Genomic DNA, 20,600 nt, shown 5'->3' with positions numbered 1-20,600 from the left:
AGCAGGGCTTTTTACGTTTCTAGGCTACCCCCGTCCTTAAATGTGTTTATAGATTGAAGACTCATTATGACAATTCCAAAACATACCCTACGTTAAGCGCATTCTGCGTAATGACTAAGCCTCGTTTCAAATAGCGAGTCGTTGTTCTATCTCCGTGTTGGTTTTGTCTAGAATCTGAACTCCATAGCCATACATTCCTTTCTTTAGTCTTGAACAATATAGGATGTTATCTAGGGTAAACTGCAGATACAAAAAAGCCGATGCTTGGCATCGGCTTCATGTTAAGTGTATTTTCTTAAGCTGGCTGAACTAGAGCGAGTGCCTTACGAGAAACTTCGTGAGCTGCTTTGGTCAGGTTCTGCTTCTCTAGTGCATCAGATAGGTATCCGTAATCTGAAACATTAGAGCGAAGTGCTAGTGCTTTCTCGAAGTGGCTTTGCGCTTCAGCCCATTTTTGCCCTCTTAGGTAGAACTGGGCTAATGCGCTGTGCGCTTCTGCATTGTTATCATTTTTACTGATAGCGCGCTCTAACATTACGACAGCTGGGTGGTTGTCGGCAAGGTTAAGCTCAGGGAGCAACATGTAGAGTTCATTTGCACCATTCTTTGCAATGTTCTCTTTTATTACAGTGAAGGCTTCAGAATCAGCTTTACGAGCGATCAGTTGCTTCACAAAGCAGGAAACAAGGTGAGAGCTTTGTTTTTGCTTTCTTGAAAGTTTATTCCAATGACTGATTAAACCTTCGCTACCTTGTTGTTGTGCCACATCATGAAGTAACCCGCATTGTGCTTTTTGTTCTAGATCTCGTTGATCATCAGCAGTCATCAGTTTGTGTTTAACGAGCTTAGGCGTTAATTCTAACAGTGGCTGCCATAATTTAAGCTGCATGTAGGTGGCTTTTAGTAGGCCAAGTACCGCTGTGTTGTTAGGGTGTAAGCCTTTTAGGTTAGAGAGGGTATCGAATGCTGCTTCGTAGTTTGATTCACTGATTTGCTGTTTCGCTTTGGTTAGTTCAACAGCCAGTAGAGAGTCCTCTTGTTGACTAGCAAGTTCGATGTACTTATCTCGCTCTGCAGTATTGCCTTGTTCATGCGCGGCTTGAGAAGCCACTAGGTAACAAAGTAGAGGCATGTCGTGATGGTTAGCCCAACGAGTTACCTTCTTCTCTGCGCCTTTCCAATCACCTTCAAGAAGTTTGATGATGCCTTCATTGGTATAACGACGAGAGTGTTTCAGTTTACGAACGCTGAACCAGTTCCAAGTGGTTGAGCTCGCGTAAATAAGCTTTTTAAATAGGTATTCCAAGCCAAACAGTGCAGCTAAAAGGGCAATTACAAAGATAGCCATTGTTGTCACACTCATTTCAATCGTCTTATTAGCAATTGAGATGAGTACATAACCTTGTTGGCCAGAGAACTGTGTACCGACAAACAAGCCTGCACCTAGAATGAGAAAAAGAAAAATCAAACGAATCATTATTTCTCCTCCGAGGTCATTACCGTCACCTCACGGCGTAGACGTTCGCGAATCACATCAGATAACTCATTTTGAGACTCAAGTTTTACCGGGTATTTAACCGAAATGTTCTGCTCACTTAATTGCTTAATCGCCTTCTCAAATTCAATGACCGAATGGTTATCTTGGTTTAGGTATGATTTCGACCACTCGTTAGCTGTTTGCAGTGCTGCACTGTAGATATCGCCTTGTTCTTTATAGACTGCGCGAATGGCTGTCTCTAGTTTACCTTTGATATTTTCACGTAGGTAGAAGTGCTGTTCTGGTGATAGTAGAGGGATAACTTCGCCATCACGACTGCGGAATGTGATGAAGTTTTCTGAGAAGTCTTTCATCGACGTCATCAGGTTGTTCTGCCAATCATTAATATCTTGCGATACTGCTTTTTTCTCAACAACCGCAGTTTCTGGAAGAATCGCATTGGCAAGCGGCAGTGTATCGACTTGCTGTTGTAGACTTGTGATGCGTAGAACTAATCCGTCACGGTCGATCAGAGGAATAGTGCGAAGCTTAGTAATGTCATTGGTGATTGATTGACGAAGTGACACTAAGCTCGGGTCATTCAGTGCGGCGATACGTTGATCGGCGCTTTCCATTAACTTGGTGGCGCTAACGGCATCATGCTCTAGGAACAGTTTACGTCCTGCTAGTTTCACAAGGTAATCGGCTTCGGCAAGTAGCCAGTCGTTCGGGCGACGACCTTTCACGTCAGCCACTGCTAACTGCAGGCTTTGAATGCTCTTCTGCTGTTGAGACTGCACGACCTGAGTTTTCTCCACCGCGTGTGACGCTTCTTGGATAGTCTCTTGCTTAATGGTTTGTAGGTCTTTATTTACTGCAGATTGGGTGTTTTGCAGTTGTGCTTGAAGAGCGGCGATTTGAGCCGAGTACTCGGCACTCTTTTGCTGCATTTGAAATGCGATACCGCCACTGAAGATAATAGAAATAGCGATCGCAATAGCGCCTAGTTTGACACCGCGCTTACCTTGCTTTTCGGCTTTCTCTATTTGCTCTTTATGTTCAGCTTGAGGCTGCTCACTTTTAACGGTATTTGAAGCAGAGGCATCAAGCTTCTGTTCAGGTTGTTTGGTCTCTGTAGTTTCAGCTTTTTCGTCTTCAACAACGACTGGCTGAGTGTCTTGTTTCTGTTCAGGTTCAATATGCTCATTATTTTTTTTGCTTGTCATGCTTATTTCCTGTTTCTAGCTAAGGCCGGAGAGCAGCCAGTAATATTTGGTTCGTAGCACTTTGAGTATTAACCACATTGGAGAACCCGAGCTGTTGTGCTCGTTCTGCTATGCGCTGACTTGGGACAAATAGTTGTCTTGTTGAAAGCCAAGCCAAATACTCGTCAGGAGTTATTGAGCAGAGGTACTCCAATTGTTCCTGACTAGTGATGACAACTTTAGATGTTTTTTTGTTGACCCATGTTTGATAGGTATTGTGGTCGTTAATAGGAATATATTCTCTACAGTAGGTCTCACAATAAGAGACTTGTGCACCTCTCTTGATTAAAGAATCCCTAATAAGCTCCCGCCCACTATTGCCACGCAATATCAAAATGGATTTATTATTTACGCTATTAAGTTCAGCCAGTTTAAGAAGGTGTTCACTATCACTCACCTGAGGGTAGTTTACTTTTTGTTTGCAAGACTTGCTTAAAATATGCGCGGTTTTTTGACCGACGCCAAGATAAAGCGGCGAAGTTGGCCAAATAGATGAGGTTTTCGAAAGGATGCTCTGGGCAGCAGTCACGGCATGGTGACTGACTGCAATAATGATATCGCTACTATTAAGCTGGGTACTTAAATCCACTGAGTCTGGATTATCAACGATACGAATAAGCGGATGATGGATTGTTTGAATCCCTTCATCCGCTAGTTGTTGGCAAAGCGATTGCCCCTCAGTCCCGGGGCGAGTTACCAACACGGTCATGATTATTCTTGGTCTGCGTAGAGCTTGGTTAAGATTTCTCTCGCACCGTCATCCAGCAATTGATTTGCTAGAGTAGTGCCCAGAGCTTCAGCATCTTTACGAGAGCCTGAGATCTCGCCGCGAACCATTTTAGAGCCATCCGGTTCACCGACAAGGGCGCGTAGCCAAATGTTGTCGCCATCCAATAGTGAGTAGCTACCGATAGGAACCTGGCAACCACCTTCCAGAGTCAGGTTCATTGCACGTTCGCATAGCACACGATCAGCGGTGTCTTTGTCATTAAGTGGTTCAAGAAGTTTAATCAGTCGTTCGTCATCAAGACGACACTCGATCCCTACCGCACCTTGTCCAACGGCAGGTAGAGATTGTTCGGGTGCGATGAAGCTGCGGATGCGTTCTTCTAGTTTTAGGCGTTTAAGACCAGCCGCTGCCAGTACGATAGCGTCATATTGTCCATTATCAAGTTTACCTAAACGAGTCCCCACGTTACCACGCAGTTCTTTAATGATTAGATCAGGACGGTATTCGAGTAATTGACACTGGCGACGCAGGCTACATGTACCAACGATAGCACCTTGTGGTAGTTCATCGATGTTGTTGTAGGTATTTGAAACGAAAGCATCACGAGGATCTTCACGTTCACAAATTGTCACCAAACCTAGACCTTCAGGAAAGTCGACAGGGACATCTTTCATGGAATGAACGGCTAGGTCAGCACGACCCTCTAGCATTGCCACTTCGAGTTCTTTTACGAACAGCCCTTTACCACCGACTTTAGCAAGCGGGGTATCGAGGATGACGTCACCTTTGGTCACCATAGTTACCAACTCAACCTCTAAACCAGGGTGAGCAGCTTGAAGAGCATCCCTTACAAAGTATGCCTGCCAAAGGGCAAGAGGGCTTTTTCTGGTGGCGATACGGATTGGTGCTGAATTTGTCATGGTGTTTCCGGTATAGGTTCTTTAATTGCTCAATCCTATCATTGTGAAAAGAAAATTTTTACTGTTTGATCATCCCATGCTTTGATAGCTGACGGATTTTCATTAGTTCACCAAAATAGTGTGATTAGTATCTCATTTGAAACATGGGCTATTATTAGAAATAGTCAATAAAGATGACACTACGGCGCCGTGATTTTTACTTATTGTCATTAAGGAATTGATAGGCGAGACTGGTTCCTTTGCTTTACCATTAAAGGTAAAAGTGTTAAATTGATCACGTTTTGTTGCTTGTATCGTTTAGTAACTAAACAGAAGTGCATTTATCTTAAACCAAGGACTTACCTTGCAGGCTTACACTCAGACTTTGATTCAACGATTGGACAATCTAAACCAACAGCGCATTGATCGAGCGTTGGCGTTGATGAATTTGCAAGGCCAGCAAGTTTTCAACCTAATACCTGCACTGCTTCATTTTAATCATCCCATGATGCCTGGTTATTACGACGAGCAAGTTCCTTTTGGAATACGAAGCTTCACCTTAAACTCATTCCAAAAGCAATTTGTCTCTGATACTGAATTAACGCTGGGTGGTAAACTCACCGAGGCTACTGAGCCTGCTATCTTGGGTTTGTACACTATGGGTAGCACTTCTTCTATTGGCCAAAGCACCTCTAGTGATCTCGATATTTGGGTCTGTGTTTCGTCGGATATGGATGGCGCGTCACGTGATAGCCTGACGAATAAATGTCTGCTTATTACGGACTGGGCTGAAACCTTAGGCATTGAAGCTAACTTCTTCCTGATGGACGAAGAGCGTTTCCGTTCGAATCATTCTGAAGAGATGACTGGAGATAATTGTGGCTCGTCTCAGCACCTATTATTACTTGATGAATTTTATCGTTCTGCGGTTCGTTTGGCTGGTCAACGCCTGTTATGGCAAATCATTCCGCCAGAAATGGAGGAGTGCTATGACGAGTATGTTCAAGGCTTATGTCAGGGTGGGGCTCTTGATTGTTCGCAGTGGATTGATTTCGGTAAGTTGAATAGCATCCCTGCTGAAGAGTATTTTGGGTCCAACTTGTGGCAACTGTATAAGAGTATCGACTCACCGTATAAATCGGTGTTGAAGGCGATCTTGTTAGAAGCTTATTCTTGGGAATATCCAAATACACAACTTCTAAGTATTGATACCAAGCGTCGCTTTTTTACGGATGAACCTGATCTCTATGGTATGGACAGTTACTATCTGATGCTCGAGAAGGTGACTCGTTACCTAGAGCGGATAAACGATCATATTCGATTGGATCTAGTGAGACGCTGTTTCTACCTGAAAACCCATGAGAAACTGTCACGTGAAGCGGGTATGGGGTCTGTGGCCTGGCGTCGTGAAGCTTTGACTGAGATGACAACATCTTGGAATTGGGGGAATGAAATCATTGCAGAGCTCGATAACCGCCGTAACTGGAAGGTTGAGCAGGTTAAAGTTGTGCACCATGCACTGCTTGATGCATTGATGCTGAGCTATCGTAACCTGATTCAGTTTGCTCGTCGTAATAACATTACTTCAGCGATTAGCCCACAAGATATCAGTATCCTAGCTCGTAAGCTTTATGCGGCTTTTGAAGTGTTACCAGGTAAAGTGACGTTATTGAACCCACAAATCTCACCGGATCTTCATGAGCCGGATTTGAGCTTTATTGAGGTTCGCCAAGGCCAAGCTAACAAGGCCGGTTGGTATCTGTATAAACAACCACTGGTTGCCCATCGAATCCTTGGTCAGCCATCGCTCGAGCACCATGAGTACTTGAGTAAGTTGGTGGCTTGGTCATTCTTTAATGGTTTAATTACGGAATCAACTCGTTTGCATTCTGTCGTTCGTGATGCTCATATTGATATTGATAAGTTCTATCAAATGGTGAGTGATCTGCGTAATACGTTTTCTTTGCGTAAGCGTCGTCCAAGTATGCAAGCGCTCGCGAGTCCGTGTGAGATAAGCCAACTGGCGATGTTCATCAACTTCGAAAATGACCCGACTTCGGAGTTAACGGGTCGTGCATTGAAAGTGGATGTGAAGAACGCTGATATTTTCAGTTTTGGAGAAGAAGGCAAGAGCTTAGTCGGCAGTGTTGATTTGGTTTATCGAAACTCTTGGCATGAAGTGCGTACACTTCATTTCCAAGGTGATACTGCAATGCTAGATGCTTTGAAGACGGTACTTGGAAAAATGCACCAAGATGCTTTACCTCCAGAGTCTGTTGATGTTTTCTGCTACAGCAAAAACTTGCGCGGTGTGATGCGTAACATGGTTTATCAATTACTGGCTGAGTGTATTGATTTACGCTTGAAACCGATCGAACCAGAGAAACGTCGTCGCTTTAAGGCTATCCGCTTAGCGAACAAGATGTTCGGTCTGTTCTTCGAACGCCGTGGAGTATCGGTACAAATGCTCGAAAATTCGGTTGATTTCTATCGTAGTATTTCAACAAATAAGTTGAAGGGCTCACCACTATTGATGCTCGATAAAGAACAAGAATACCAACTACCAGAAGTGGTGGATGGTTTTGCGAGTGAAGGTTTAATTCAATTTTTCTTTGAAGATACGGATAAAGGTTTCAATATTTACGTATTGGATGAATCTAATCAAATTGAGGCTTACCACCAATACAATGGTGAGAAAGATGAGATGATTGCGAGCGTGAACTCTTTCTATACCTCGGTAAAAGATGAGACAAAGGTGTCATCTAAGTTGATTAATTTCAATCTACCTCAGTATTACCAAATTGTTCATCCGGAAGAAGGCAGCTCTTATGTTGTGCCTTATCGCAATGATGCTATTTTGTCTTCGCGGAGTTCAAAGATAGTAAATATTTAGGTTTATCTCAGCGGGTAGATATTAAAAAGGAGTGATTGATTCACTCCTTTTAGTTTTTCTTACAAATGATTAAACCCAATCAATTTCTTCACCTGCGTGCTTCACGCACTCTTCTTTAACCATCTCAAACAGTTCCATACCAGTCTTTGAGCATGTCCACTTGTCGCCAACTAACTTGAAGTGAAAGCCTCCAGATTTCGACGCTAACCAGACCTCATGCATTGGTTCCTGGCGATTGATGATGATCTGGCTGCGGTCTTCAAATTCCAGCGTCATCACGTTGCCTGTCACTTCGTAATCAACATCTGCCTCTGATTCATCGATGGCTTCTTCGATGTTTTGCATCTGTATATCGACCAGTTGATGAAATTCAGTATCGTTCATCCTTTCTATCCTATTGCTTTTCCTGAGTGTGGTGCGATTATAGGGGGCATTGAGTTAATAATCACGATATGCAAAATGAAAAAATTAATTACCGCTCTGTTTATGGTGTCCGTTATTGGACTTTCTGGTTGTGGTCAAACAGGTCCGTTGTACGATCCTGATGAAGTACAACAGGCAGAACAATCAGAATAAGTGAAACACGCAGAAATCGTTATTTATAAGGGATAAGAACTTTGGATTACTTCAACTATCAGGAAGATGGCCAGCTTTGGGCTGAGGACGTCGCACTTTCACAACTCGCAGAGCAATATGGTACACCGCTGTATGTATATTCTCGTGCAACATTAGAACGCCACTGGAATGCGTTCGATTCATCAGTTGGTGAGCATCCGCACTTGGTGTGTTATGCCGTTAAAGCTAACTCAAACCTTGGTGTATTGAATACTTTAGCTCGCTTAGGCTCAGGTTTTGATATCGTTTCTGGCGGTGAGTTAGAGCGTGTGATTGCTGCCGGTGGCGATCCGGCAAAGGTTGTGTTCTCTGGTGTCGGTAAAACAGCCGCTGAAATGAAGCGTGCGCTTGAGTTGAACATTAAGTGTTTCAACGTAGAGTCTGAACCAGAACTCGAACGGTTAAATAAAGTGGCGGGCGAATTGGGTGTTAAAGCGCCTATTTCACTGCGTATCAACCCAGATGTTGATGCCAACACTCACCCTTATATTTCTACTGGTTTACGTGATAACAAATTTGGCATTGCTTTCGATCGTGCTCCTGCAGTGTACGCTTTTGCACAAACACTCGATAACTTATCTATCCATGGTATCGATTGTCATATTGGTTCTCAGTTAACGGATCTCGAACCATTCATCGATGCAACAGACCGTCTACTTGCACTTATCGATCAACTGCGAACTGATGGTATTAATATCAAGCACCTCGATGTAGGTGGTGGTTTGGGTGTGGTTTATCGCGATGAATTGCCACCACAACCTTCCGATTATGCGAAAGCTCTGCTTGCTCGATTAGAAAATCATTCTGATCTGGAGCTGATTTTTGAACCAGGAAGAGCGATTGCGGCGAACGCTGGTGTATTATTAACAAAAGTCGAGTTCCTGAAGCCAACAGAACATAAGAATTTTGCCATCATAGATGCAGCAATGAATGATTTGATGCGTCCCGCGCTTTATCAAGCATGGCAGGATATTGTGCCAGTGAGCCCACGTCAGGGTGAGTCTGTGACCTATGATTTGGTTGGCCCTATCTGTGAAACGGGTGACTTCCTAGGTAAAGATCGTGACCTTGTTCTTGAAGAAGGTGACCTACTAGCAGTTCGCTCCGCTGGTGCTTATGGCTTCGCGATGTCATCTAACTACAACACTCGTTCGCGTGCGGCTGAAGTGATGGTGGATGGCGATAAAACTCATTTGGTTCGTCAGCGTGAAGAGCTTACGAGTCTGTGGGAACTTGAAAACATTCTTCCGGAGTAATTTTAAGCGTTATGCACTTCCACTTTTCTAAAATGCATGGTTTGGGCAATGATTTCATGGTCGTGGACTGCATTACTCAAAATATCTTCTTTTCTCCAGATTTGATCCGTCGTTTGGCGGATCGTCACACTGGTGTGGGCTTTGATCAACTGCTTGTCGTTGAGGCTCCTTATGATCCAGAAACTGATTTCCATTACCGTATCTTTAATGCGGATGGTAGTGAAGTGGAACAGTGTGGTAATGGCGCTCGTTGTTTTGCACGATTCGTTCGAATGAAAGGTTTAACGAATAGATACAGCATCAACGTGAGCACCAAGAAAGGTAAAATGGTTCTTAAGATTGAGGATAATGACCAGATCACCGTCAATATGGGGGTGCCTGAGTTAGAACCTAGCAAGATTCCCTTTAAGGCAAAGCAGTCAGAGAAGACGTATATCCTAAGAACGGACGAGCACACTTTATTCTGTGGCGCCGTGAGCATGGGTAACCCACATGTCGTCACGGTTGTTGATGATGTGGATACTGCTGATGTTGAAACGCTAGGTCCACTTCTTGAATCACATGAACGTTTCCCTGAGCGTGTGAATGCTGGCTTTATGCAAGTGGTTAACCGTGAAGAGGTTCGCTTGCGTGTTTACGAACGTGGTGCAGGTGAAACTCAAGCATGTGGCAGCGGAGCATGTGGCGCGGTTGCGGTTGGTATTATTCAAGGCTTGCTGGCTGAGAATGTGAAGGTTCGTTTACCTGGCGGTGACTTACACATTAATTGGCAAGGCCCGGGTAAGCCTCTGTTTATGACAGGCCCTGCAACACATGTGTTTGATGGTCAACTTTCTTGTTAATAACGATTCATCACTAATAGATTCATAAAACATAAAGGATAGGTTTTGTCTTACGTTGAAGCCGATGCACTCACCGCAGAAGTGGTCGCGGAATATTTACGTGATAACCCAGATTTTTTTCAAGATAGGAAAGGTTTGGTTGATCGCCTTGCTATCAATAATGTTGAGCAGGGCGCTGTTTCCTTAGTTGAAGTCCAGCTAAAACGACAACGTCATAGAATTGAAGAGCTCGAAGAAGAGATCACTGGCTTGATGTCGCTGGCGGCGAATAACGATAAAACTTTCTATGAGTTTATGGATCTTCAAGTCCAAGTACTGAAGTGCAACGACTTTATGCAGGTGATAAAAGCCGTTGAACAAAAAGCGTTAGATCTTGGGCTTAAGGCTCATGTTCGAATTCTTTCGCAATCTGGCTTTTATCAGTTGAGTGCTGAGGGTTACTCTAAGTTTTCGCTTAACCACTTCAACGGCAAAGATGCTTATCTAGGGCGCTTGAGAAAAGCCGACAGACACGATTTGTTTGGTGATTATCCAGTTCCAGAGCTAGGCTCTTATGTAGTACTACCACTTACTAAGCAGTCTCCGTTGGGGTTGCTCGCCTTTTCTAGTGAAGATGGTGGTCATTTCCAACCGTATATGGATACGCTATTTTTACGCCATTTAGCGCTTGTCGTTGCGCATTTGGCGGACACCTTACCTTGGCAGATAAATAATGAGCCTAGAGCCCAAAGCACCTCTTCCTAATCGTCTTCAAACTCCACTTTCTCGCTTTTATGAGTACCTTAGAAGCGAGAAGGGGCTTAGCCTACATACTCAACGTAATTACAAACAACAGCTTGAAACTATGGCCGCACACTTGGTCACCCTCGGGCTGAAAGATTGGGGGCAAGTGGACGCGGCGTGGGTAAGACAACTTGCTAGCAAAGGCATGCGTGAAGGTATGAAAGCGAGCAGTATTGCAACACGCTTGTCTTCACTGCGTAGCTTCTTTGATTTCCTTGTGTTGCGTGGCGAAATGACCGCCAACCCTGCCAAAGGGGTCTCGGCACCTCGCAAGCAGCGTCCTTTACCTAAAAACCTCGATGTCGACGAGGTTGGTCAGTTGCTTGAAGTAAGTGGAGATGACCCATTATCGATTCGTGACCGAGCTATGATGGAAGTAATGTATGGTGCGGGGTTACGATTGGCGGAGTTGGTCAGCATCAATCTAAAAGATGTGTTGGGTCGACAGGGTGAAATTCGCGTGGTTGGTAAAGGCGACAAAGAACGCAAAGCGCCTTTTTCTGGTTTGGCTAAAGAGTGGGTCGACAAATGGCTAAAAGTACGCGGTGACTTAGCTTCACCGGGTGAAAACGCTTTGTTTGTCTCTAAGTTAGGAACGCGCATCTCTCACCGTAGTGTACAAAAACGTATGGAAGATTGGGGTAAGAAGCAATCTGTGGCGAGCCACATCAGTCCTCATAAACTTCGCCACTCGTTTGCAACGCATGTGCTTGAGTCTAGTCAGAACCTTCGAGCTGTCCAAGAGCTGCTGGGGCACGAAAATATTTCGACCACTCAAGTGTATACTCACTTAGACTTCCAACACTTAGCCCAAGCGTACGATCAAGCTCACCCAAGAGCACGTAAGAAGAACAAAGGTTAGATAGAGGTTACTATGCGAATTTATCGAGGGTTGAAGACCATTAAAGCGATGACCTTTGACTTGGATGACACCTTGTATGATAACTGGCCTGTGATAATGAAAGTAGAAAAAGAGATGGCGCAATGGTTGTATCAAAAGCATCCGGTGTCGGCTTCTTTATCACAAGAAGAATGGCAGGGGGTCAAGCAACAGGTGGCTGCTGAAAACCCCAATTTAAAGCACGATGTCACCGTGTGGCGTGAAACTCAGATTAAATGCGGATTATTGCAATTGGGATATTCTCAGCAGCAAGCAGAGCAAGCTGCCCGTGAAGGAATAGAGCATGCTTTATGGTTACGTAATCAAGTCGATGTCCCTCAAGAAACGCATCGAGTGATGAAAGAACTCAGCCAACGCATTCCTTTAGTTGCGATTACTAATGGTAATGTGGATCCTCATCAAATTGGTTTGGGGCAGTACTTTCAACTAATCCTTAAAGCTGGCCCAGATGGCAGAGCAAAACCCTACCCAGATATGTTTGATAAAGCCCAGCGAGACTTAGCGTGTGATGCTGAGAACATTCTTCATGTTGGCGATCATCTTAGAACCGACGTCTACGGTGCGAAGCGAAGTGGTTTCCAAGCATGCTGGTTTAATGACATTGGTTCCAGTTTATACCTATCTCCTAAGGCAAGAGTGCTACCTGATGTTGAAATAGACCAACTTAGCGATCTCGTGCGACTGATTTAACCGCTACTGTAAGCTCATTACGCCGCATTTATAATATGAATAGCTAGATTAGTCGCTATTCAAACTTGGTTTAGACTAGGATTATTGGTACGGCGTTATTCGCGATTCATTTCAGTCATAGCAGGTTATTCACTTTACTCGATTTTGAACAAGGTTCGGCATGCAAACATTTACATTTCTCGCACATACTGAGGAGTTATTCAAATCTCAATTCGATCAGCGAGAGTGGTGTGACAATAAACAATACCTTATTCAACTTTTCTCAGATCAATCCTCGGATGTCGCTCGTCGGATTGCGAGTATCGCCTTAAATCATTTAAACCGTGCCACTTTAATCGGGCAGAGTGCTCGTCATGTGATCTGTGATAACACTCTCAAGAGTGCATGTACCTTAGTCATTATCAGTGAATTTAATGAAACAAGTTTAACCTCTACCGTTCAGCCTTTTACGGGCAATCCCTTTCATGACAGCCAAGTACTGTCTTCCCAGTTGGGTCTATCTAAAGATACCAAAGCAGTGATAAGTCTGTGCGATCAGCTTGAAGGTCGTGATTACCCTATCTATAGCGCTTTTGAAAATTTGCCTTACGCCTTGCCGATTGCTGGTGGACTATGTCATGAGAATGAATTTGGCCGTTGGGTTATGTATAACGAGCAAACCTACCAGCACGCCTGTGTTGCGGTGGCTCTGACTAACCCAAGATTTAAGGTTTGGTCGGACGCGTACTCTGAGTGGAACCCGATTGGGATGAAGCTACGAGTCACACATGCAGTTGGAAATCGCTTATACGCGTTGAACGACAAGCCAGCTATCGAAGTATTCAAACATTACCTTGCGGATGGCAAAGACCTTCCTTTTAGCCAGCTGATGAGCTTTCCGCTTTATCGAGAACTTGGCAGAAAGAAGGGGATCTCGACGCCTCTGCGTATTAATGATGATGGCAGTATTGAGTTTGATAGCCCTTGGCATGTCGGTGAGGAGGCGCAGTTTTGTTATAACCACCCATCGCTCACTGCAGAAAAGGTGCGTCACGGTGCTGAGATGCTAGCCATGCATCAGCCTGAATCGGTGATCATCTATAACTGCGTATCTCGACTTGAATTTATCGACAGCAAACTTGAGCTCAAGCCATTTGAAGGGATAGTGAATACATGTGGTGCCTACTGCATGGGGGAGCTATACCGTAATGAAGACCGCCAAGAGATACTGCACCACAGCCTGACTTATATCGCTATGCGCGAGTCTGACGAGATTAAAGAGTTTCATTGCGAAGACTTTCAGTGTGGCGCAACCGTGTCGCCGTTGCTTAACTTGGTCAGAAATGCAGTCGCTGATCTCGACAGTATGAATACTCAGATGGAGAAAAAACTCCATCAACAAGCGCGTCGCTTAACCGAAAGCTATCGCATTGACTCGCGTACTGGTTTGCCAAATCGTATCGTATTAAAAGAACGTCTCAATACGATTCTATTTAGTGAACACTTACTCACGTTAAAGCTCACGAATTTCCATCAAGTTAACGAAAAATACGGCTATCAAGTGGGTGATCAGTTACTGCTTGATCTGTCTAATCACTTTATCGAGCGATTGCAGCTTCGTGTCGTCAAAGAGCCTCGCGTGAAGGTAGAGCTATTCAGTATTGGTGTTGGAGAGTGGGCGATTATCTTCAATGCTAGTGTTGGTAGTACGAAAATAAAAGAAGGTTTCGTTGAGTTCGCCGATGACATCGAACACATAAATTTTGAGCCATATGGTTTGGCTGATATTGATTACCTGTCAGTTTCTCTGTGTGGTGGCTTTGCTAGTCGTTGTGATTTCTTAACCGACAACGGTGACCAAATCTTATTGAAAGCGATCGAAGCTCGGCGCTATGGGGTGCGGAACAATACCCACATCACCAATGCCAAAGACATTCAGGTGAGCGAAGAGGACCGCAAAGAGCAACTCGGTTGGTTGAGCTGTGTCAGCCGTGCGATTTTAGATCTGAACATCATCACCTATTCACAGCCGATTGTGGAATCGGGTACGCACGAAATGATTGGCCAAGAGTGTCTGGTCAGAATCATGGAATCGGACGGTACCATTGTGCCACCAGGAAAGTTCTTACCGATCATTGCTGACACCCATCTTTACACGCGTCTTAGTCGACACATGATTAAGAGCACTATTGGCTATATGGCGGATAAGCAGAGTTCGTTTTCTATCAATCTATCCCCACAAGATTTATTGAGCGATAAGACACTCGAGGTTCTTGAGGCTGCGATCAGTGGTATGAACGATCCTACTCGACTTGGTTTAGAAGTTCTCGAGTCTGAACAGATTAAAGATTATGGCCGCATGATTGAGGTGTGTGATCACTTCCGTGCGCTTGGGGCGAGAATCATTGTTGATGACTTTGGCTCTGGTTACTCCAACATCGATGAAATCATTAAGCTTGAGCCACAGATCATTAAGCTCGACGGTAGCTTGATTCGTAATATCGACAAAGATCAAAAACAAAGAAACATAGCTTCTCAGTTGGTTCGGTTATGCCAAGTGTTTAATGCCAAAACGGTGGCTGAATTCGTCCATAATCAGCAAGTTTGTGAGATAGCTGAGCAAATGGGTGTCGACTACCTACAAGGTTACTACTTCGGTGAGCCTCAACGTTTGTTCTAATAGAGCGTTTCACGTGAAACACAAATTGGTTCAATAGATTAAAGTACGATATAAAAAAGGGTGAGCTTATGGCTCACCCTTTTGGATTACGCTATTTATCTCAAACCTCTGTACTTAACTATTTGAGTGAGTGCCCACATTTATCCGCTTGGAATACTTTTAGATAATGTTGATAGTAATCGTCAATCAGTCTTGCAGGCTCTTCTTCACCTAATGCTTTGAATAGTTCGACACCCACCTCACAGGTACACAGATGACCACAGTCTTGATTGCGGCGTAAGGTATAGGAAGATTCACTCGTAATATCGAGATGAACCTGAGGAATGTTTTTTAACCACTGGCTCTTGTTGAGCATCTTCTTCGCTTCTTGCCATGTGCCATCCAAGATGATGAACAACGGTTTTCGGTCATTCGTTTCGTTCAATACCGCTTGCTGACACTCCATACTCTTTTCACTTGGGAACAACAGAAAAGGTTGTAGCGTGTTATCGTCAAGCAATGATATTAAATCAGCTGGCGGTGTTTTCCTTTGCCACACGAATGACTCGCACTGCTCAAGCGATTGTTGCAGCAGCTTCCCGGTATTGGTGTCGCGTGATAGTTCATTCTCATGAGTGAGCAGTACCAGAGCGATTTGGCTTTCAATACTAGGTATCAGGTGACAAATACATTGGTGAGTGAAGCCACAACCAGGGCAAGCTTGTTGGTTACTCATGTTTACAGCTTGACTCCACTTTGTGCGGGTGAGACGCCATCAGCAAATAACACCACGTCGCTGATATTAGCATCATCGGCGACTGGCGCGACGCTTGGGTTGAGTGGGTAGCTAACCCCAGTGTAAGACAGTGTATGTTTCGCGGGTTTTGCTCCGCCTCCGCTGACATTGAAGATCAGATCCTGCCATCCGTGATTTTGGGCATTACCTAAGCGTATATCGCCCTTAACCAATGTTACTCGGCTATTGAAGCGCCATTTGTCTTGGTAGTTTTCAAATATAAGCAGTGTACAGCCACCAGAACCACACCAATCGAGTTGAGCAAACAGTTCTTTTTTGCCATCACCGTTGAGGTCATAGGTAAGCCAACGGTACTTAGTATTGCCCGGTGAGGTATTGTTGATCTTAAAATACTTTCGGATCGCTTGGTCGACTTTTGGATCAAGTTGATCGCTCGAGTTTATCTCCTTTGCAGCTAGATCAAAGTTTGTGGTCGCGTTCACTTGCGCCTGCTTGCTCTTGGCTTCAAACAATACCAGCCCACCATTGGCAATCGGGTAGACGACATTGCCTACTTTCTCTTTCTCAGCGATCAGCTTACTGTTATCGAGCGTAAAGATACGCTCAGAGATTAGGTATTGCTGCTGGTGGCGAGTCATCACTACTTGAACCTGATTTTGGTTGAGTTGCTGCCAGAAGCCTTGTTCAACAATCGAAGGGTCACCATTGCTGTACGAGTAAGTCGTGATTGCGCTGTGGTCATCGTTGAGTTCTAGGTTGATAGAGAAACCAGAGTTTTGTGTTGAGCTCGCGAAGTAGAGTCCGCTCCAGTCCTGCGTAGGATCTTGGTTAGATACTGTTGCACAGCCGTTGTACTTGCTGTTATTAAGATTGAGTTTCGCTTCCCAGCCATAGATAGAGTCACTCATGCCATCGCTACAGCTCTCTTTCTTAAGATTTAGCTCGCCTTGCGCTGATTGACCTTCTAGTTGGTAGTCACGAGTGCTTGGTGTAGTGCGGCTTGATTCGATATTGAGTCGCTGTGGCTGTTCGCCCATTTTGGTGTATTTGAGTTGGTCTTTATCAAAGGTCGCAGACCAGAATGGTTCATTGCCGAACACATGAGTAGAGCGCAAGGGTTGGTCACAGCGATCAGGGTTCTCTGCGGTTAGGATATTGACTTGGTCAACCACGAAGCGCGCGGTGAAGTCGGCATTATATCCAGTTTGGCTTGGTACCGTTAGGTGGCCGATGAGCTCACCATACAAGGCTTGATAAGGTCTGGTTGCTAAGCCTTGCGCTTCAAGTGCCAACTCTGGCGATAAATCTAACCAGTATTGTTGCTGGCTACCGCAAGGGGTGAAGGTTCGGCTCTCATGGCCAACCACAACCTGACCACGCATGATGAAGGTTTGCGGTTGAATGCTGAGTGGCTCATCCAAGGTTGCTGGTGGAACTTCAGGTTGTTGCGGCGTATCTGGCGCCGTTACACAACCTTGTAGCGCGAATGCGACTAGCCATGTCACTGGGTTTTTCATTACCTTCATGTTATATCTTCCTCGAAGCAACCGTTAATTGGATTTATTATGGCATATTGGTTATTTAAAACAGAACCCGACACCTTTTCTATTCAAACTCTTAGGGTACAAAAAACCTCTTGTTGGGAGGGGGTACGCAACTATCAGGCTCGAAACATGATGCGAGATGACGTCAAACTTGGAGATCTGGTGATGATATACCATTCATCATGTAAAAAAGTTGGCGTAGCGGGGATCGCGAAAGTAACCAGAGAAGCCTACCCAGACCATTTTCAATTCGAGCCTGAGAGTGATTACTACGATCCTAAATCTTCACCAGACAACCCGCGCTGGATTATGGTGGATGTCGAGTTTGTGCGAGTAACCGAGCGATTGATTCCTTTAGCAACATTGAAAGCCATGCCAGAACTATCAGAGATGCCATTGGTTAAACGAGGTAATCGCTTGTCCATCATGCCTGTTACCGAGCAGGAGTGGCAGACTATTTTAAGTAAAGAAGTTCTCAGTTCTCGTTAACGTTAGAGGAAGGTTTTAGCGTAAGGTTCAAAAAAGCAGCCAGTGGCTGCTTTTTTATTTACTCAGATGGCTTCGATTAGACCTGTCTAGATTAAAGCAGGTGTTTTTCTAAGTAGTGAGCAACCGCATCGTCTGCGTTGCTGCCAATCACTTCATTGTCTGGCAGGGCTTTCATCACTTTCTCATGCGATGTGCCCATGATCAGGCCTTTACCTGCCATAGCAAGCATCTCAGCATCATTCATACCATCACCAAAGGCAATGCAGTTATCAAGTGTCAGGTTCAGAGATTTCGCGACAGCGTCTAACGCATGGCCTTTAGATACTTCTGCTGCCATCACTTCTAGACACCAAGGCGTTGAAAAAGCGATGTTCAGTTTGTCGCCAAACGTATCTCTTAGCTTTTGCTCAAACGTTACTAGGTATTCATGGTCTTGCTCTGGGTGTGTGAAGAAGACTTTCGCAATGCCGTCACTTGGTGCGTTGTCCGCTTCGAAGCGCTTGTAGCTAAAGCCAGACTCACTGTGAAATTTAGCGAGCATCTTATCTTCACGATCCAGCAACCAATCTTCATCCTGGTACATGTGAACAAAGATGTTTGGATCTTGGCGAACAATATCAATAACCGGTTGTACTAATTCCTGAGGCACGTTCTGGCTATACATTAGTTGATCATTCTGGTCGTGCACACGTGCACCGTTTGAAGTGATCATATAGGCCGGAATCCCAGCTATCTCACGAATACCTGCCACATCGACATGGTGGCGACCTGTTGCGAAGATAAAGGTATAACCTTGGTCGTGTAACTTCGTGAGTGTTTGTTTAGTAAAGTCGCTGAGCTGATGATCAGGTGCTAGTAGCGTACCATCTAAATCGGAGGCAACAATTTTCACGGAATCTTTTAGTGCAGAAATAGTCATTTAACCCTCATTGCAAAATGCTTAACCAATATTGTTACTAGCCAACGCTAGCATTGTTGTAACTACAATATCTTTAGCTAGAAATTGTATGCCAAATCTGCGCAAGAAAAGAGGGCAAAGCTCACTTACTTCTCTTCCTCTTTAGCGCTTATCTTAGTTGTAATTAATCTCTCTTGGTGTGCTGAGCTAAACAAAAAACTGAATAATGGCATCCAGAGTTTGGTTACGGTATTTATCTTGTTCAAATAACACCTCATGCCTAGAGCCTTCAATGACTTTTAATTGGCAAACGGGGTTGGTTTTTCTTAGCTTATTGATGAACTTTATTTGAGCATAGTTACTGACAATCTTCTCTTCCCCAGCCTGAATCAACAGCAACGGAATTTTGATTTGACGAGTTTGCTGGATTGACTGTTTTGCCGCCATTAACCCTTGCCATACCCAACGGGTACTCGCTCCGCCTACTTGTAATGCGGGAGACTCTTCATATAAGTTTCGGAACCATTGATAACGTACCTGACTGTGGCTTAGCAGGTTAGTTTCAAATGGCTTTGAGTTGTACGCTTGTTGACCTGGAGCATAGACAGGCTTGATATGGTAAGCGGTGAGTACTTGTCCAACAACCATCGCGATGGGCTTAAGATACCACTCGGTATTGATACCAAACATTGGAGCGCACAGGGTGACTTTGTCAAACGGCTGTTCGGGGTGTGTTTGCAAGTAGCGTGTAGCAATAGTGCTGCCCATTGAGTGAGCCAACAAGTAACGATTGTCATACTTGCTAAGGTCAAAACTGTCAATGATGTCAGACATGTCGGATACATAATCATCAAACTCATGAATGTGACCAATGTCAGAGTCTGTTACCATTCGCTCTGACTGACCTTGACCTTGGTGGTCAAATGAATAAACGTCATAACCTTGCTGGTAGAGATCATAAAAGAGTTCTTGGTATTTTAAGCAACATTCGATACGACCATTGGCAATCACAATGGCTTTGGTGTGTGTTGATGAGGTTAAGCTACACCAATACAGTTTCTTTTTACCAGATGATGTTATATACCCTTCTTTTCGTTGTTGCCAAAGGGTAGGGATCAGGTGTCTAATCGCTTGCTCGAACTGAGGTTCTTGCGTGTAAGAAAACGGGGTGACACTGTGGTTTTCCATGGAAAGTTACCTGAGCTAATACGTGTGAGAGCTTTATTGCTACTAATGTTATTAGATTAAAGAACTAGTAAGGAAATGCAAATGGATACTCATGTTTGGCTTGCTTATGTCGTTACTGCGATTTTGTTTAGCTTGGCTCCGGGCTCCGGCACCGTGAATTCAATCAGTAATGGGCTAAGTTATGGCACCAAGAAATCACTCGCATCGATCGCAGGCTTACAGCTAGGCCTTGCATTCCACATCATGTTGGTGGGGGCGGGTATCGGTGCATTAGTGGCTAAATCTGCATTGGCGTTCATCATTATCAAATGGGTTGGCGTGGTTTATCTTGTTTGGTTAGGTATTCAAAAATGGCGTGATAGCTCTAGCTTAGTGGCTTCTGAAGAGAGCTCTACCCTATCGAGTGGCAAGCTGCTGAGAAATGCGGTACTTATTAACCTCACCAACCCTAAATCTATCGTATTTTTGGTGGCTCTGTTTCCTCAATTTATTGACCCGACACAACCGCAAGCACCGCAACTGTTAGTGTTAGGTGTTACGACGGTATTTATTGATAGTGTTGTTATGTTGGGTTACACCTCATTAGCTTCACAAATGGGGCGTTTTATCCGTTCAGATCGCATAATGGGTAAGATAAATAAAATATTTGGTGGTATGTTCATGGGCTGCGGTGCCTTGCTGGCTGCTGCCAAAGCTTAGTGAAAGCAATAGAGTTCTCGTTAAACCAATTAGAGT

Annotated in this window: 19 protein-coding genes; 10 read left to right on the top strand and 9 right to left on the bottom strand. The window is 44.4% G+C overall.

The annotated features are described in order from the left end of the window. Positions 1 to 295: 295 nt before the first annotated feature. From WR49_RS18150 to hemC, 4 genes are read right to left on the bottom strand one after another with little or no spacing between them, the layout of a single operon-like run. Positions 296 to 1,477, bottom strand: a complete 1,182-nt coding sequence (locus WR49_RS18150; protein ID WP_046224946.1) for a heme biosynthesis protein HemY — start codon at positions 1,475 to 1,477, stop codon at positions 296 to 298. Then, positions 1,477 to 2,703: a uroporphyrinogen-III C-methyltransferase gene (locus tag WR49_RS18145; RefSeq protein ID WP_046224945.1), complete on the bottom strand. Its 1,227-nt coding sequence runs from the start codon at positions 2,701 to 2,703 to the stop codon at positions 1,477 to 1,479. Before WR49_RS18145 ends, WR49_RS18150 begins: the two co-directional genes overlap by 1 nt. A gap of 19 nt (positions 2,704 to 2,722) precedes the next feature. Continuing rightward, entirely contained in the window at positions 2,723 to 3,451 is a 729-nt protein-coding gene (locus WR49_RS18140) for a uroporphyrinogen-III synthase (RefSeq protein ID WP_046224944.1), read from the bottom strand. 2 nt (positions 3,452 to 3,453) lie between these two features. After that, positions 3,454 to 4,392: a hydroxymethylbilane synthase gene (gene hemC / locus WR49_RS18135; RefSeq protein WP_046224943.1), complete on the bottom strand. Its 939-nt coding sequence runs from the start codon at positions 4,390 to 4,392 to the stop codon at positions 3,454 to 3,456. A gap of 343 nt (positions 4,393 to 4,735) precedes the next feature. Here hemC and WR49_RS18130 point away from each other — a divergent pair, with 343 nt between their 5' ends. Next, complete coding sequence (locus WR49_RS18130; RefSeq protein ID WP_017055548.1) at positions 4,736 to 7,264, top strand: class I adenylate cyclase; 2,529 nt, start codon at positions 4,736 to 4,738, stop codon at positions 7,262 to 7,264. 69 nt (positions 7,265 to 7,333) lie between these two features. Here the strand turns inward: WR49_RS18130 and cyaY are convergent, their stop codons facing one another. Then, positions 7,334 to 7,648, bottom strand: a complete 315-nt coding sequence (cyaY, locus tag WR49_RS18125) for an iron donor protein CyaY (RefSeq protein ID WP_017055547.1) — start codon at positions 7,646 to 7,648, stop codon at positions 7,334 to 7,336. A 75-nt stretch (positions 7,649 to 7,723) separates the two neighbouring features. Here cyaY and lptM point away from each other — a divergent pair, with 75 nt between their 5' ends. From lptM to WR49_RS18090, 7 genes are all read left to right on the top strand, one after another. Then, complete coding sequence (lptM, locus tag WR49_RS21805; protein ID WP_408059362.1) at positions 7,724 to 7,840, top strand: LPS translocon maturation chaperone LptM; 117 nt, start codon at positions 7,724 to 7,726, stop codon at positions 7,838 to 7,840. Between the two features lie 41 nt (positions 7,841 to 7,881). Then, on the top strand, positions 7,882 to 9,135 hold the full coding sequence (lysA, locus tag WR49_RS18115; RefSeq protein ID WP_017055545.1) for a diaminopimelate decarboxylase: 1,254 nt from the start codon (positions 7,882 to 7,884) through the stop codon (positions 9,133 to 9,135). Positions 9,136 to 9,146: 11 nt separating this feature from the next. Next, positions 9,147 to 9,977, top strand: a complete 831-nt coding sequence (dapF, locus tag WR49_RS18110) for a diaminopimelate epimerase (RefSeq protein WP_046224942.1) — start codon at positions 9,147 to 9,149, stop codon at positions 9,975 to 9,977. 45 nt (positions 9,978 to 10,022) lie between these two features. Next, positions 10,023 to 10,721 carry a DUF484 family protein gene (locus tag WR49_RS18105; RefSeq protein WP_046224941.1) on the top strand — a complete coding sequence of 233 codons (699 nt, stop codon included), beginning with the start codon at positions 10,023 to 10,025 and terminating at the stop codon, positions 10,719 to 10,721. Then, positions 10,690 to 11,622 (top strand): tyrosine recombinase XerC, encoded by a 933-nt coding sequence (gene xerC, locus WR49_RS18100; protein ID WP_029626866.1) that lies wholly within the window; start codon positions 10,690 to 10,692, stop codon positions 11,620 to 11,622. Before WR49_RS18105 ends, xerC begins: the two co-directional genes overlap by 32 nt. A 12-nt stretch (positions 11,623 to 11,634) precedes the next feature. Then, positions 11,635 to 12,351, top strand: a complete 717-nt coding sequence (gene yigB, locus WR49_RS18095; protein WP_046224940.1) for a 5-amino-6-(5-phospho-D-ribitylamino)uracil phosphatase YigB — start codon at positions 11,635 to 11,637, stop codon at positions 12,349 to 12,351. 160 nt (positions 12,352 to 12,511) lie between these two features. Further along, on the top strand, positions 12,512 to 15,010 hold the full coding sequence (locus tag WR49_RS18090) for a bifunctional diguanylate cyclase/phosphodiesterase (protein WP_046224939.1): 2,499 nt from the start codon (positions 12,512 to 12,514) through the stop codon (positions 15,008 to 15,010). A 118-nt stretch (positions 15,011 to 15,128) separates the two neighbouring features. Here the strand turns inward: WR49_RS18090 and WR49_RS18085 are convergent, their stop codons facing one another. Both WR49_RS18085 and WR49_RS18080 read right to left on the bottom strand, forming a co-directional pair. Beyond that, entirely contained in the window at positions 15,129 to 15,725 is a 597-nt protein-coding gene (locus WR49_RS18085) for a tRNA-uridine aminocarboxypropyltransferase (protein ID WP_046224938.1), read from the bottom strand. A gap of 2 nt (positions 15,726 to 15,727) precedes the next feature. Beyond that, the gene (locus tag WR49_RS18080; RefSeq protein ID WP_046224937.1) at positions 15,728 to 17,272 is read right to left on the bottom strand and encodes a COG3650 family protein; all 1,545 of its coding nucleotides are present in this window, start codon (positions 17,270 to 17,272) and stop codon (positions 15,728 to 15,730) included. A 39-nt stretch (positions 17,273 to 17,311) separates the two neighbouring features. Between WR49_RS18080 and WR49_RS18075 the strand changes: the two genes are divergently transcribed. After that, on the top strand, positions 17,312 to 17,779 hold the full coding sequence (locus tag WR49_RS18075) for an EVE domain-containing protein (protein ID WP_017055537.1): 468 nt from the start codon (positions 17,312 to 17,314) through the stop codon (positions 17,777 to 17,779). A gap of 91 nt (positions 17,780 to 17,870) precedes the next feature. Here WR49_RS18075 and WR49_RS18070 read toward each other — a convergent pair whose 3' ends face one another. Further along, positions 17,871 to 18,698, bottom strand: a complete 828-nt coding sequence (locus WR49_RS18070; RefSeq protein WP_046224936.1) for a Cof-type HAD-IIB family hydrolase — start codon at positions 18,696 to 18,698, stop codon at positions 17,871 to 17,873. A 186-nt stretch (positions 18,699 to 18,884) separates the two neighbouring features. Next, entirely contained in the window at positions 18,885 to 19,865 is a 981-nt protein-coding gene (locus WR49_RS18065) for an alpha/beta fold hydrolase (RefSeq protein ID WP_017055535.1), read from the bottom strand. Between the two features lie 81 nt (positions 19,866 to 19,946). Here WR49_RS18065 and rhtB point away from each other — a divergent pair, with 81 nt between their 5' ends. After that, positions 19,947 to 20,564: a homoserine/homoserine lactone efflux protein gene (gene rhtB, locus WR49_RS18060; protein WP_046224935.1), complete on the top strand. Its 618-nt coding sequence runs from the start codon at positions 19,947 to 19,949 to the stop codon at positions 20,562 to 20,564. Positions 20,565 to 20,600 lie beyond the last annotated feature (36 nt).

The sequence above is a fragment of the Vibrio sp. ECSMB14106 genome (assembly GCF_000972265.1).
In the GTDB taxonomy this organism is placed as follows: Bacteria; Pseudomonadota; Gammaproteobacteria; order Enterobacterales; family Vibrionaceae; genus Vibrio; species Vibrio kanaloae.
This window is presented reverse-complemented; position numbering and strand designations above follow the sequence as displayed.